This window comes from Burkholderia sp. BCC1972 (assembly GCF_905339605.1).
GTDB lineage: Bacteria > Pseudomonadota > Gammaproteobacteria > Burkholderiales > Burkholderiaceae > Burkholderia.
Window position 1 is genome coordinate 191,854 of sequence record NZ_CAJPGH010000002.1, and the last position, 14,143, is coordinate 205,996.

Annotated in this window: 13 protein-coding genes; 11 read left to right on the forward strand and 2 right to left on the reverse strand. The window is 68.1% G+C overall.

Annotated elements, in window-relative coordinates; translation table 11 throughout:
• Positions 1 to 47: 47 nt before the first annotated feature.
• The 5 genes from U5798_RS04330 to U5798_RS04350 all read left to right on the forward strand — a co-directional run bounded on the left by U5798_RS04330 (position 48) and on the right by U5798_RS04350 (position 4,903).
• On the forward strand, positions 48 to 329 hold the full coding sequence (locus tag U5798_RS04330; protein WP_322081312.1) for a hypothetical protein: 282 nt from the start codon (positions 48 to 50) through the stop codon (positions 327 to 329).
• Positions 330 to 373: 44 nt separating this feature from the next.
• Positions 374 to 1,990, forward strand: coding sequence for a chemotaxis protein CheA (locus tag U5798_RS04335; RefSeq protein ID WP_322081313.1), 1,617 nt, complete (start codon positions 374 to 376; stop codon positions 1,988 to 1,990).
• A gap of 155 nt (positions 1,991 to 2,145) precedes the next feature.
• Positions 2,146 to 2,730 (forward strand): hypothetical protein, encoded by a 585-nt coding sequence (locus U5798_RS04340; RefSeq protein WP_124449691.1) that lies wholly within the window; start codon positions 2,146 to 2,148, stop codon positions 2,728 to 2,730.
• A gap of 175 nt (positions 2,731 to 2,905) precedes the next feature.
• Positions 2,906 to 4,264 carry a sigma 54-interacting transcriptional regulator gene (locus U5798_RS04345; protein ID WP_415859488.1) on the forward strand — a complete coding sequence of 453 codons (1,359 nt, stop codon included), beginning with the start codon at positions 2,906 to 2,908 and terminating at the stop codon, positions 4,262 to 4,264.
• 132 nt (positions 4,265 to 4,396) lie between these two features.
• Positions 4,397 to 4,903 carry a hypothetical protein gene (locus U5798_RS04350; protein ID WP_124449695.1) on the forward strand — a complete coding sequence of 169 codons (507 nt, stop codon included), beginning with the start codon at positions 4,397 to 4,399 and terminating at the stop codon, positions 4,901 to 4,903.
• Positions 4,904 to 4,930: 27 nt separating this feature from the next.
• Here U5798_RS04350 and U5798_RS04355 read toward each other — a convergent pair whose 3' ends face one another.
• On the reverse strand, positions 4,931 to 5,422 hold the full coding sequence (locus U5798_RS04355; RefSeq protein WP_124449697.1) for a hypothetical protein: 492 nt from the start codon (positions 5,420 to 5,422) through the stop codon (positions 4,931 to 4,933).
• A gap of 377 nt (positions 5,423 to 5,799) precedes the next feature.
• On the opposite strand from U5798_RS04355, the gene U5798_RS04360 reads away from it, so the two are divergent.
• The gene (locus U5798_RS04360; RefSeq protein WP_322081315.1) at positions 5,800 to 6,477 is read left to right on the forward strand and encodes a LuxR C-terminal-related transcriptional regulator; all 678 of its coding nucleotides are present in this window, start codon (positions 5,800 to 5,802) and stop codon (positions 6,475 to 6,477) included.
• Positions 6,478 to 6,502: 25 nt separating this feature from the next.
• Here U5798_RS04360 and U5798_RS04365 read toward each other — a convergent pair whose 3' ends face one another.
• Positions 6,503 to 8,056, reverse strand: coding sequence for a methyl-accepting chemotaxis protein (locus U5798_RS04365; protein WP_322081316.1), 1,554 nt, complete (start codon positions 8,054 to 8,056; stop codon positions 6,503 to 6,505).
• Between the two features lie 246 nt (positions 8,057 to 8,302).
• Between U5798_RS04365 and panE the strand changes: the two genes are divergently transcribed.
• The 5 genes from panE to U5798_RS04390 all read left to right on the forward strand — a co-directional run bounded on the left by panE (position 8,303) and on the right by U5798_RS04390 (position 14,101).
• Positions 8,303 to 9,250, forward strand: coding sequence for a 2-dehydropantoate 2-reductase (gene panE, locus U5798_RS04370; protein ID WP_322081317.1), 948 nt, complete (start codon positions 8,303 to 8,305; stop codon positions 9,248 to 9,250).
• Positions 9,251 to 9,496: 246 nt separating this feature from the next.
• Positions 9,497 to 10,456, forward strand: a complete 960-nt coding sequence (locus tag U5798_RS04375; protein ID WP_124449705.1) for an AraC family transcriptional regulator — start codon at positions 9,497 to 9,499, stop codon at positions 10,454 to 10,456.
• Between the two features lie 120 nt (positions 10,457 to 10,576).
• On the forward strand, positions 10,577 to 11,518 hold the full coding sequence (locus tag U5798_RS04380; RefSeq protein WP_124449707.1) for a substrate-binding domain-containing protein: 942 nt from the start codon (positions 10,577 to 10,579) through the stop codon (positions 11,516 to 11,518).
• A 62-nt stretch (positions 11,519 to 11,580) separates the two neighbouring features.
• Positions 11,581 to 13,101, forward strand: a complete 1,521-nt coding sequence (locus tag U5798_RS04385) for a sugar ABC transporter ATP-binding protein (RefSeq protein ID WP_322081318.1) — start codon at positions 11,581 to 11,583, stop codon at positions 13,099 to 13,101.
• Complete coding sequence (locus tag U5798_RS04390; RefSeq protein WP_124449711.1) at positions 13,088 to 14,101, forward strand: ABC transporter permease; 1,014 nt, start codon at positions 13,088 to 13,090, stop codon at positions 14,099 to 14,101. Before U5798_RS04385 ends, U5798_RS04390 begins: the two co-directional genes overlap by 14 nt.
• Positions 14,102 to 14,143: the final 42 nt, after the last annotated feature.

Below are 14,143 nucleotides of genomic sequence, written 5' to 3' on the forward strand. Positions count from 1 at the left end.
GCGACGCTGGTCTCTTTTCCACCTTGTTGTCACCGTAAGGAGTTGGCATGAAGCAGAACCTGATTGCCGCCGCTCTGATGCTCGCGTCTCTGACGGCATATGGCGCTGACCGTGTTGCCGACGACGTGCAATCGAATATGCAGACGTCAAACAACCCTGCACGGACAACCAAACCGTCAGAACAACAATCGCTTTCGTCGGGCAATGCCATCGGCGGACCGAATGCCCAGCAGTGGCAGGGCATGTCGGCCGCGTCGTGGTCCCAACTGGGCAACGGCTGGAGACAGTTCGGGGAAGCAGGGAAAGCTGAAGGGATTCAGGGGAATTAGTACGGTTGCCTGGGTAGGAGGTCAATCCTCGTCCGGAGAGTGAAATGAACAGCAACAGGATCAAGGTGGCATGTGCGGCGATGTTCGCGATGACCACGATCGGTGCCCACGCGCAGACCGCCGATTCGACATCGAGCGCGCAGTCCTCGACGTCGTCGACGGCGATCAGCCAGGGCGGCGGCTCGAGCATGAACACGAACACCACGAGCTCGCGCGGCGGGAATGCCACCAGTTCCAGCGGGGTGCGCGGCAGCGGTAACTCGAACGTTCAGGTCAACCTGACGTTGCCGTCCAGCACGGCCGGCGGCAACGTGACGCCTCAGAGCACGAACTCGCTCGCGGCCGGCGCGCCCGGCACCAGCCCGTACAACACCCAGACTTCCGAAAACGTCAATTACTCGGGTACGCAGACGATCAAGACCAACCCGTCGATCCAGGCACCGGGCCTCACGACCACGCTGTCCGATACCTGCATGGGATCGGTGAGCGTCGGCGTGTCGTTCCCGGGGTTCGGCGCGACGGGCGGCACGACACTGGTCGACCAGGCGTGCGTCCGGCGTCTCGATGCGCGTGAATTTCGCGCGATGGGGCTGACCGACGTGGCGCTCGCGCTGCTGTGCCAGAGCGATGCGAACCGGCGCGCGGTGGAAGCGACCGGCCACCTGTGCCCGGGCACGACCGCCCCGCTCGCGCGTTCGAACGTGGCGCCGAGCGTCGAAGCGACCGTCGCCGACGACGTGAAGTATCGCGATCCGATCGTGCGCGACCGCATGGGCCTGCCGCCGCTCGGTTCGGCCGCGCCGGCGCCGGCTCCCGCGCCGACGCGCCCGATCCAGACGACGTCGGTGCAGGCCGCGCCTGTTCCGGTGCCGGCGATGGCGCCGCTTGCCGCCGCGCCGGCAGTGGCGGCGCCGGCAGTCGCCGCAGCCGCGCCTGCCGTTGCGGCTGCTGCACCGGCACTCGCTGCAGCGCCTGCGTTTGCTGCGGCACCCGCTGTCGCCGCCGCGCCTGCCGTCGCGGTCGTACCGGCGGCAGCGATGGCAGCCGTGCCGGCTGCGGCCATCGTTGCTGCGCCGGCAGTTGCCGAAAAGGCATCACGAGAGCCTGCCGCACTGGTTGCCGACACGAAGGCCCCCGAGCCTGCGCAACCCGTCGCCGACACGAAGGCACCCGAGCCTGCGAAGCCGGTAGCCGACACGAAGGCACCTGAACCTGCACAGCCCATCGCCGACACGAAAGCCCCCGAGCCCGCACAGCCTGTCGCCGACAAGGCGCCGGAGCCGATGCCGGCCGCGACCGACAACGCAGCGCAGGCCGCCGGCGAACCGGTTGCCGAACCGATGCCGGCTGCTGCCGTCGTCGCGGCGCCGGCAGCCGATGCAAAGGCTGCCGAGCCGGCGTCGCAAGCGGCTGTCGAAGCGCCCGCTCCGGAAGCCGCGCAGCCTGCTGCCGCAGCAGCGCCGGCCGACATGCCTGCCGCCGACGCGAAGGTGTCCGAAGCGGTCGAATCCGCTGCCGCACCGGCTGCGCCGTCCGCCGACATGCCGGCATTGTCCGACCCGGCCCGGGCGTTGCCGCCGGCTGCGGTCGACCAGCAGGCCGCACCGGCAGCACCGGTCGCGCCGGCACCGGCAGTCATCTCGACGAGCACGTCGTCGTAAGCACGCGGGGCCGTCTGCCATGTGGCCGGCATGCCGGTCGCACGGCAGACGGCCGGCGCCGATGCACGACGATCGTTCCGGTTGGACGGGTGTTGCTCCCATCCCCGAGGTCAACACCTCTTTTTGCCTGACGAGGATGCAAGGAGGCCTCAATCATGAGGATCTTTTTGGTCGCTTTGCTGCTGGTCGGCGTGCAAGCCGCTGCGCAGTCGGTTTTCCAGAATCCCGCGGTCTTCGTCATCCTGAACGAGCAGACCCTCGCGAACGCCGCAAGCGTCCAGCAGGCGCTCTCGACGCTCAACCGTCCCGACAACACGGCGTGCGCACCGATGATGATGATCGGCGACCCGCAGATGATTTACATGATGCCCGAGGAAGGGCACGCGCCGTCGTGGCAATCGCCGGTGTACGGTCGCGGCGCGCCGTTCCAGGCGCAGAACGGGCCGGTGCCGACGGGCAAGACGGTCGGCGCGCTGCAGCGCACGGAAGACATGCGGACGCTGCCGTGGAGCGATGGCAGCGCGATCACGCAGAAGATCGCCGGCGAGTCGAGCGTGGCGGCGGCGGACCGCGTGAGCGAGTGGCAGCTCAACGGGCTCGACAAGATCGAGACGGCTCGCGCGGAAGACGTGACGGTGAACGGCAAGACCTACCGCACTTACCGCGACGGTCTCAACGGAGCGGCGAAGCCGTTCGTCGAACCGCAGATCTACACGCAGCGCGTCGTGTTCTGCCGATAACGAAACATCGATTCGAGGACGGGGCGGCGCCGCGCCGCGGGACCACGAGGCCCCGCCATATGCGATCCGGCAACGGCCGCCCCGATAACCAACCCTACGCGGCGAGGCCATCGTGAACTCTTGCTGTCAGCTCAGCGTGCCAGGCCCGCAGGATGTCGAGCGGGAAGCCGGCGCGATGCCGTTCGTCGCCATCCGGCGCGATCAGGTGGTGCCGTCGCGGCCGCTCGTCTATCTGTCGCAGCGGCACGATGCCGCGCTCGTCGATTGCCTGGCGTCGCGCGGCTGGGACGTGTGGCGCGCGAAAACCGTTGCGGACGCACTGAATCTCGTCAAGGCGAATCGCCCGCATGCGGGTATCGTCGATTTCGGCAGCTTCGCATCGCTCGACATCGCGTCGTTCGAAGCGCTGCTGCGCGACCGGCGCGTCGGCTGGGTCGCGCTCACCGACGGCGAGCGGCTGCGCGACATTTCAGTCGCGCGCCTGATCCGCCATTGCTGTTTCGACTACGTGCGTAACGCGACGGCCTACACGACGATCGGCTATCTCGTCGGCCACGCGTACGGGATGCTGAAGCTCGCGGACGGCGACCCGGCGGCGGAGGCTGCGCCGCCCGGCGGCACGATGATCGGTTCGTGCGACGCGATGCGCCGGTTGTTCGCGACGATCCGCAAGGTCGCGAACACGGACGCCACCGTGTTCATCGCCGGCGAATCCGGTACCGGCAAGGAGCTGACCGCCGCGGCGATCCATCAGCAGTCGATGCGGGCCGACGCACCGTTCGTCGCCGTGAACTGCGCGGCCATTCCGTCGTCGCTGCTGCAGGCCGAACTGTTCGGTCACGAGCGTGGCGCATTCACGGGTGCGCACCAGCGCAAGATCGGCCGCATCGAGGCCGCGCACGGCGGCACGCTGTTTCTCGACGAGATCGGCGACATGCCGGTCGAGAGCCAGGCGAGCCTGCTGCGTTTCCTGCAGGAGGGCAAGATCGAGCGGCTCGGCGGGCATGCGTCGCTGCCGGTCGATGTGCGGATCGTGTCGGCGACCCACGTCGATCTCGAGGCCGCGATGCAGGCGGGGCGGTTCCGCGCCGACCTGTATTACCGGTTGTGCGTGCTGCGCATCGACGAGCCGCCGCTGCGCGTGCGCGGGCGCGACATCATGCTGCTCGCCGACTATGTGCTGCGGCGTTATCGCGGCGACAGTTCGCACCGGATTCGCGGCTTCATGCCCTGCGCGGTCGAGGCGATCCACAACTATCCGTGGCCCGGCAACGTGCGCGAGCTGATCAACCGGATCCGGTTCGCGGTCGTGATGACGAACGGTCCGCTGATCTCGGCGGCCGATCTCGAACTGCGCGCGTACACGTCGCGCCAGCCGCCGACGCTGGCGGAAACGCGCCGGCAGGCCGAGCGGCGCGCGATCGAGGAAACGCTGATGCGCAACCGCCACCAGCATGCGGATGCCGCCGCCGAACTGGGTATTTCGCGCGCGACGCTGTACCGCCTGATGATCGCGCTCGGGCTGCACGGCTGAGGCGCGCCGGCGCGCGCCGCTCAAGACTGCGCGGCAGCGGCCGTTAAAACAGGAAATGACCCGTGCGGACGGCCGGCGCATCGATGCGCGCGCGGCCGGCACGCGGCGCATCACGCTTATCCGAGGTTTATCGTGACAGAGTGCAGTCACTGCGGCAGGACGTTCCTGGTCGGCGGCCGGTCGATCGACGGGCGCCGCTATTGCAGCCGGGCGTGCGCACGCGCGCATCCGATCATCGTCGAGGCCGAACGGGTGCCCGACGCGAAGGTCCGGCAGTATGTCGACGACTGGCGCTACGGGCCGTGCCCGATCTGCCTGCGCGAAGGGCAGCCGGTCGACGTGCATGCGTCGCATCGCGTCGTATCGCTGCTGTTCGTCACGCGCTGGACGACGCGGCGCCACGTGTGTTGCCGCCGTTGCGGGCGCAGGAAGCAGGCGGTCGCGCTGCTCGCATCGGCCACGCTCGGCTGGTGGGGGCTGCCGTGGGGCATCGTGCTGACGCCGATCCAGCTCGTGCGCAACGCGCTCGGGCTGGCCGCGCGCGACCCGGAGGTCGCGACGCAGCAGTTCGAGGAGTTCGTGCGGCGCAAGCTGGCCGCGCGCCGGCTCGAGCGTGCGGAGCAGGGCGCCGGCACCTGATCGTGCGCTCGCGCGCGCCGCGCCCGCTCAGGCCGGCCGCTCGAAGCCCGATGCGACCCAGCGTTCGGCGCTGGCCTTGTTGAGCTTGAACCCGGCCGACACCTTTGCTTCGGCCAGCAGCTCGCCGTACGGATCGAATGCCTTCAGTTGCGCATACGGCTCGAACTCGTCCGGCACGATATCGAGCGTCACCGATACATCCTGCCCGTCGTCGCCCTGGACCGTCACCTCCTTGTGCAGCATCGCGCGCCGTTGCTGCTCGTGCCGCATCAGCACTTCGGTCGCGGTCTTCACGAGCGTGCGGAATGCGTTCGCGTCCATCGGTTTCGGGTTCTTCTTGTCGCGACCCATCGTCCACGGCCCGACGAGCGCGGGCTCGGACTCGCCGTCCTTGATCATCTCGACGGCCCAGCCGTCGTCGTCCTCGTTCTTGATGATGCGGGCCGTCCAGCCGTTGTCGCGCCAGAGGCCGTCTTCGTGGAGGGTGGTGTCGTCGGATTGCAGGTCGGATTCGGTCATGAGGAAAGCGCGAGTGCGGGCAGCCGGCAAAAGGGGCGGGGGCGCGCGGCCGGCATCGGCGCATCGCTCGCCGCCGGGAGCCCGGGGTAGCATGCAAAGGCGCAATTTTACCTGCTGGCCGGCCGCATCGCGCAGGACGCCTGCCATTGGGCCGATGCTGCGCCGGTTGGCCGCCGGCTGCCGTGCGCTCGAACCCGTGCAAATATCAAACTCGTATTACGTCCCCGGCGCCCGATCCATGTGTTGTCCGATATCCCGCCCGCGCCTGGCTGCCTAGAATCGGGTTTCAGGCTAAAAATAGCCTGAATGCCCTTTCAACGCTCAACCGGCCGCCCGCGTTTCGCGCCGCGCGGCCGGCGAACCACCGGGAACTACGCATGAGGAAATTCACTGTTCGCGTCGTCGTCGCGTACGACTGGCCGTTGACCCTGGCCGGTATCGAGCAGGTCGCCGGCAGCGCCTGCGCGATCGAGCTCGTCGCGGTCTACCGGAGCACGGCCGAACTGGTCGCGTCGCTCGGCGCGGTCGATTGCGACGTCGTGCTGGTCGATTATGCGATTCGCGGCGACGCGCAGATGGACGGCCTCGCGCTGTTCGGCTGGCTGCGCCGCACGCGGCCGAAAGTCGGGATCGTCGCGCTGGTCGCGAACGAGAACCCGCTGATCTTCCGGTCCATTCTCGCGATCGACGGCGTGAGCGTCGTCAGCAAGTTCGACGAGGTCGGCCACATCGTCACGGCGATCCATTCGAGCTACAGCGGCGGCGCGTACCAGTCGCCGGTCGTCAGGCGCGCTGTCGACACGCTCGGCGCGTGCGGCGAGGCGCCCGTGAAGCTGTCGGCAAGGGAGATCGAGGTGATTCGCCTGTATCTGGCGGGCGTGCCGATCAAGACGATCGCGCAACGCCTCAGCAAGGGCAAGCAGACGGTCAGCGCGCAGAAGATCAGCGCGATGAAGAAGCTCGGTGCGAACAACGACGTCGAGCTGATCCAGCGGGCGGCCGGGCTGGGGCTCGGCAGCGGGGCGGGCGCGCCGCGGGCCGGCGGCGCGGGGTGAGCACGCCCGCGCCGGCCGGGCGCCTTCAAGCCGGCAACGCGAACCGCGTGACGGCGTCGCGCAGCGCTTCGGCCTGATCGCGCAGCGAATGCGCGGCCGCCGCGGCCTCTTCGACGAGCGCCGCGTTCTGCTGCGTGACCTGGTCCATCTCGCCCACCGCGCGATTGACCTGCTCGATCCCGGCGCTCTGCTCACGCGACGCATGGCTGATCTCGTCGAGGATCTCGTTCACGCGCCGCACCGACTGCACGAGCTCGGCCATCGTCTCGCCCGCATTCGAAACGAGCGCGGCGCCGTGTTCGACCGTCTCGTTCGACGACACGATCAGCGACTTGATTTCCTTCGCCGCCGTCGCCGAGCGTTGCGCGAGCGAGCGCACTTCGGCCGCGACCACCGCGAAGCCGCGGCCCTGCTCGCCCGCGCGCGCGGCCTCGACGGCCGCGTTCAGCGCGAGGATGTTGGTCTGGAACGCGATCCCGTCGATCACGCCGATGATGTCGCCGATCTTGTGCGAGCGGTCGGTGATCTCGTTCATCGTGCGCACGACGTCGTCGACCACCGCGCTGCCGCGCGTCGCAACCTGCGCGGCCTGGCCGGCGAGCGACGCGGCCTGCGCGGCGCTGTCCGCGTTCTGCTTCACGTTCGCGGTCATCTGGTCCATGCTCGACGCGGTCTGCACGAGCGCCGCCGCCTGTTCCTCGGTGCGCTGCGACAGGTCCGTGTTGCCGGACGCGATCTCGCTTGCGCCGACGTTGATGTTCTCGGTGCCCATCCGCACGCGCGACACCATGTCGATCAGCCCGCCCTGCATCGTGTGCAGCGCATGCAGCAGGCTGCCGCGATCGTCCTGCTTCACGGTCATGCGCGCGGTCAGGTCGCCCCGCGCGATGCGTTGCGCGGCGTCGAGTGCGTCCTCGAGCTCGCCGCCGAGATTCGCACGCACGCTTTTCAGCACGAGCACCATCACGGCGGTCGCGAGCGCACCGAGCACGGCCGTCATCGCGAGCCAGCGGCCGATGCTCGCGAGCACGGCCGAGCGCACGTCGTTCATGTACATGCCCGTGACGAGATACCAGTCCCACGGCGCGAAGCGCTGCACGGCGCTGGTTTTCTCCTGCGGCTTGTCGGCGCCCGGTTTCGGCCACAGATATTCGACGAAGCCCTTGCCGCCTTCCAGGTTGCCTGCCTTCACGATCTCGACGAACAGGTGCTTGCCGTTCGGGTCGGTGAAATTCGACACGTCCTTGCCGTTGAGCTCGGCCTTGATCGGATGCATCACGATCACCGGCTTCGAATCGTTGATGGAGATATAGCCGTCGGCACCGTGGCGCATCGCGGCGATCGCCTCGATCGCCTTCTGCTTCGCATCGGCTTCAGGCAGCACGTTCTGCTGCGACAGCTTGTAGTAATGGTCGGTCACGCTCGCGGCCTGCGCGACCAGCGACGCGAGCTGGTCGCGGCGGTCCGCGATCATCGAGGCGCGCGTCTGCCATGCGCCGAGCCCGGCGATCACGAGCAGGCCGAGCCACAGGATGACGATCATCGAAGCGAGTTTCTGATTCAGGGAAAGGTTGCGCATGGTGTGTGGTCGGTCAGTCGAGGATGCTCGCCGGGGCGGCGTGACGGGATAAGTGTCTTGACGGCGTTTGATGCGCGTCGCCGTAGACGGGTTATCCCTAGGAACCGATGCCGTCGCCCATGCCTTCGATGCCGACAGGGGTATCTATGCATATGCATAACGGGCATCGCTATACTGTCGGGCAATTGCGTCGCGCCGCGCGCCCGCGTCGGCGCCGGCACTGAACGAAACCCAAAGGAGGCAACGATGCGAATTCTGGTGGTAGGGGCCGGTGCGGTCGGCGGATACTTCGGCGGCCGGCTGGCCGCGGCGGGGCGCGACGTGACGTTCCTGGTGCGCGACGGACGCGCCGCTGCGCTGGCACGCGACGGGCTGCTGATCCGCAGCCCGCTCGGCGACCTGACGCTCGCGAACGTGCAGACCGTGCGCGCGGCCGATGCGGATGCCGGCGTCGCGCCGTTCGATCTCGTGCTGCTGAGCTGCAAGGCATACAGCCTCGACGACGCGATTGCCTCGTTCGCACCGTTCGTCGGCCCGCAGACGCTGATCCTGCCGATGCTCAACGGGATGCGCCACCTCGACGTGCTGCGCGAGCGCTTCGGCGCCGCGCAGGTGCTCGGCGGGCTGTGCGTGATCGCGGCCACGCTCGATCGCGAACAGCGCATCGTGCACCTGAACGACACGCACGGCGTGTCGTTCGGCGAACTCGCCGGCGGCGAATCGCCGCGCGTGCGGGCAGTCGCCGACGTGCTCGGCGGCGCGGGCTTCGACGCGACGCTCAGCGACGACATCGCCGCACGGATGTGGGAGAAGTGGGTGTTCCTCGCCACGCTCGCCGCGAGCACGTCGCTGTTTCGCGGCTCGGTCGGCGACATTCTGGCCGCGCCGGACGGCCGCCGCCTGCTCGAGACGATGCTCGCCGAATGCAGCGCGATCGCGGAATACAACGGCCACCGGCCCGATCCGGGCGCCGTCGAACGGATGCAGCGGATGGTGCTGACGCCGTCGCCGCTGACGGCGTCGATGCTGCGCGACGTCGAGAACCATGCACGCGTCGAAGCCGATCACGTGATCGGCGACCTGCTCGCGCGCCGTGACCCGCAGGCGGCCGATACGCTGTCGCTGCTGCGGATCGCATACAACCACCTGAAGGCGTACGAGGTGCGCACCGCGCGCGAACACGCGGCGGCGTAAGCCGGCGGGGCAGTCGGCGCGGCCGGCCGCGCCGTTCCGCGCTGCAACAAATTTGCCATCCGGCGCCATTTCAGCCCGAGGGCGGCAAAAAAGTATCGAAAATCAGGCGTAAAGTTGGTGGAGCCGCGCGCTCGATCGACCTACATTGCTTCCCATGCGACCGGTCGCGTCGCCGCGCGAGACACGCGGCGATGTGCGCCCAGCCGAACAGGCCGGCCAGCGATACATGGGAATGGAGACGCCAACATGATGCACCCCGATCTCGAAGTGGTCGACGTGCGACGCGACGAGTCGTTCAAGGTCTGGTCGCACGGCTATCCGTATCGCACGATCCGCTGGCATTTCCATCCCGAATTCGAGCTGCACCTGATCGTCGCGACGCGCGGCAAGTATTTCGTCGGCGACCACATCGGCTCGTTCGGCCCCGGCCATCTCGTGCTGCTCGGCCCGAACCTGCCGCACAACTGGGTCAGCGACATGGCCGAAGGCGAGACCGTCGAGCGCCGCAATCTCGTGATCCAGTTCGACCCGGCGTTCGTGCGCCGCTGCATGGACGCGTTTCCCGAATGTCGCGACGCACATGCGCTGCTCGACGATGCGCGGCGCGGGGTCGGCTTCGACGCCGCGACGAGCGCCGCGATCGCGCCGCTGTTCGACGAACTGCTGACCGCGCGCGGCATGCGCCGCATCGCGCTGTTCATGACGATCCTCGAGCGCCTGTGCGGCGCGGCCGAGCGCACGCTGCTCGCGAGTCCCGCATACGACCAGGCCGATGTCACGCCCACGCGGCTCAGCCACGCGCTGTCGTATATCGGCAAGAACCTCGCGTCCGAGCTGCGCGAATCCGATCTCGCCCAGCTGACCGGGCAGAGCGTCAGCGCGTTCTCGCGTGCATTCCATCGCCAGACGGGCATGCCGTTCGTCCAGTACGTGAATCGCCTGCGGATCGAATCCGCGTGCCAGATGCTGCTCGCCGACGACGCGAGCATCACCGACATCTGCTTCCAGGCCGGCTTCAACAACGTGTCGAACTTCAACCGCCAGTTCCGCGCGGTGAAGGGGATGGCGCCGTCCGAATTCCGTGCACTGCAGCGCCTGAACGCGCGCAGCCGCGACCTGGCGCTGCATGCGGCGCCTACCGGCAACCCGATGCCGCCGCGCGTGCTCACGCCCGGCGCACCCGAGCTCGCGCCGCAGCCCGGATGATCGCCGGGCCGCTGCCCGCCCGAGCTTTTCCCGCCGTCTTACCCAGCCGATCGCGCCGCTTGCGTCGCGAGGGGCGCATTCACCCACGAAAAAGCTGCACACAATTCCGGAGACACCGTCATGACGCACGCATCGCCCGTTTCATCCCCCCGTCGCGCCGCCCGCCTGGCGGCCGTTGCCGCGCTCGCCGTCGCGGCCTTGCTGCCCGCCGCCGCGCAGGCCGCGCCGTTGCGCATCGGCATGACGTTCCAGGAGCTGAACAACCCGTATTTCGTGACGATGCAGAAGGCGCTGAACGATGCGGCCGCATCGATCGGCGCGCAGGTCGTCGTCACCGATGCGCATCACGACGTCAGCAAGCAGGTGAGCGACGTCGAGGACATGCTGCAGAAGAAGATCGACATCCTGCTCGTGAACCCGACCGATTCGACCGGCATCCAGTCGGCGATCACGCAGGCGAAGAAGGCCGGCGCGGTGGTCGTGGCCGTCGATGCGAACGCGAACGGCCCGGTCGATTCGTTCGTCGGCTCGAAGAATTACGACGCGGGCGTGATGTCGTGCGAATACCTCGCGAAGGCGATCGGCGGCAGCGGCGAAGTCGCGATCCTCGACGGGATTCCGGTCGTGCCGATCCTCGAACGCGTACGCGGCTGCAAGGCCGGGCTCGCGAAATTCCCGAACGTGAAGCTCGTCGACACGCAGAACGGCAAGCAGGAGCGCGCGACCGCGCTGTCGGTCACCGAAAACATGATCTCCGCGCATCCGAACCTGAAGGGCCTCTTCAGCGTGAACGACGGCGGCTCGATGGGCGCGCTCGCCGCGATCGAGGGTTCCGGCAAGGACATCAAGCTGACGAGCGTCGACGGCGCACCCGAGGCGATCGCCGCGATCCAGAAACCGAACTCGAAGTTCATCGAGACGACCGCGCAGTTCCCGGCCGACCAGGTGCGCATCGCGCTCGGCATCGCGATCGCGCGCAAGTGGGGCGCGACGGTGCCGAAGGCGATCCCCGTCGACGTGAAGGTCGTCGATCGCGGCAACGCGAAGGGCTTCAGCTGGTGAACGACGTGCGACGCGACGTGAAGGGCGGCGGTGCGGCCGGCGCCCTTCGTACGGAGAAGCCGATGGACACGATACTCAGGCTCAGCCACATCACGAAAAGCTTTCCCGGCGTGAAGGCGCTGTCCGACATTCATCTGGAGATTGCCCGCGGCGAGATCCATGCGCTGCTCGGCGAGAACGGCGCGGGCAAGTCGACGCTGATGAAGATCCTGTGCGGCATCTATCAGCCGGATGCCGGCGCGATCGAGATCGACGGCACGGCGCGCCATTTCGCGGACTATCACGACGCGGTCGCGGCCGGCGTCGGCATCGTGTTCCAGGAATTCAGCCTGATTCCGCACCTCGATGCCGTCGACAACCTGTTCCTCGGCCGCGAGTTGCGCAATCGCTGGGGCGTGCGGGACCGCAAGCGGATGCGTGCGGCGGCGGCGAGCATCTTCGCGCGGCTCGGCGTGGCGATCGATCTCGATGCGCCGATCCGCACGCTGTCGGTCGCGCAGCAGCAGTTCGTCGAGATCGGCAAGGCGTTGTCGCTCGACGCGCGCATCCTGATTCTCGACGAGCCGACCGCCACGCTCACGCCCGCCGAGGCCGAGCACCTGTTCGCGATCATGCGCGAGCTGAAGCGGCAGGGCGTCGCGATGATCTTCATCTCGCATCACCTCGACGAAATCTTCACGGTATGCGACCGCATCACGGTGCTGCGCGACGGCCAGTACGTCGCGACGACCGACGTCGCGCACACCGACGTCGAGCAACTGGTGCGGATGATGGTCGGCCGCCGGATCGAAAGCAGCTTTCCGCCGAAGCCCGTGCTGCGGGCCGACGCACCGGCCGTGCTCGAAGTCGATGCGCTGCAGATCGAGCGCGACGGCCCGGTGAACCGCTTTGCGTTGCATGAAGGCGAGATCCTGGGTTTCGCGGGTCTCGTCGGCTCGGGCCGCACGGAAACCGCGCTCGCGGTGATCGGCGCGACGCGTGCGCACCGCAAGGACGTGCGCGTGCGCGGTGCGGCGGCAAAGCTCGCCGATCCGGCCGATGCGCTGCGCGCGGGCATCGGCATTCTGCCGGAAAGCCGCAAGACGGAAGGGCTCGTCACGTCGTTCTCGATCCGCGACAACATCTCGCTGAACAACCTCGGCAAGTACCGGTCGATGCGCTGGCTGATCGACCGCGGCAGCGAGGCGCGCACGACGCACGACGTGATGCGGCGCGTCGGCGTGAAGGCGCCGTCGATCCACGCCGAGGTCGCGACGCTGTCCGGCGGCAACCAGCAGAAGGTCGTGATCGCGCGCTGGCTGAACCATCACACGTCGGTGCTGATCTTCGACGAGCCGACGCGCGGCATCGATGTCGGTGCGAAAGCCGAAATCTACGGGCTGATGCGCGAACTCACCGCGCGCGGCTACGCCATCATCATGATCTCGTCCGAGCTGCCGGAAATCGTCGGCATGTGCGATCGCGTCGCCGTATTCCGGCAAGGACGCATCGAGGCGACGCTCGCCGGCGACGAGATCGATCCCGACGCGGTCATGACCTATGCCACGGCCGGCACGCGAGGAGCGACCCATGAACCTGCCTGAATCTTCTTCCACGCCTTCGACGACGCTCGCGGCCACGGCCGGAAACGGCGATGCGCCGCCGCCTCGCGCGATGTGGGCGCAACTGCGCCGCTCGACGCTGTTCTATCCGCTCGTCGGCCTGATCGTCGTGTGCATCGCGATGATGATCGCGAGCCCGAGCTTCCTGTCTGCCGCGAACCTCGAGAACGTGCTGCGCCAGGTGTCCATCAACGCGATCATCGCGGTCGGCATGACCTGCGTGATCCTGACCGGCGGGATCGACCTGTCGGTCGGTTCGGTGATGGCGCTGTCGGGCACGCTCGCGGCCGGGCTGATGGTCGCGGGCGTCAATGCGGTCGCCGCGCTCGCGATCGGCATCGCGGTGGGGCTCGGCTTCGGCTTCCTGAACGGCGTGTTCGTCGCATTCGCGGGGATGCCGCCGATCATCGTCACGCTGGCAACGATGGGCATCGCGCGCGGCCTCGCGCTGATCTACACGGGCGGCTACCCGATCGACGGCCTGCCCGACTGGGTCGCGTTCTTCGGCAGCGGCAAGGTGCTCGGCATCCAGGCGCCCGTGCTGATCATGCTGGTGGTCTATGCGATCGCCTGGCTGCTGCTCGACCGCATGCCGTTCGGCCGCTACGTGTATGCGATCGGCGGCAACGAGCAGGCGACGCGGCTCACCGGCGTGCGCGTCGCGCGCGTGAAGCTGATCGTCTACACGCTGGCCGGCGTCACGTCGGCGCTGGCCGCGATCGTGCTGACGGGCCGGCTGATGAGCGGGCAGCCGAACGCGGGTGTCGGCTTCGAGCTCGACGCGATCGCGGCCGTCGTGATGGGCGGCACGTCGATTTCCGGCGGGCGCGGCGCGATCCTCGGCACGCTGGTCGGTGCGCTGCTGCTCGGCGTGCTCAACAACGGGCTGAACATGATCGGCGTGAACCCGTATGTGCAGAACGTGATCAAGGGCGGAATCATCCTGCTCGCGATCTACATCAGCCGCGAACGGTCGCGGTAACGATCCAGTCGATCAGCTATCCCTATCATCAACGAAAGAGAC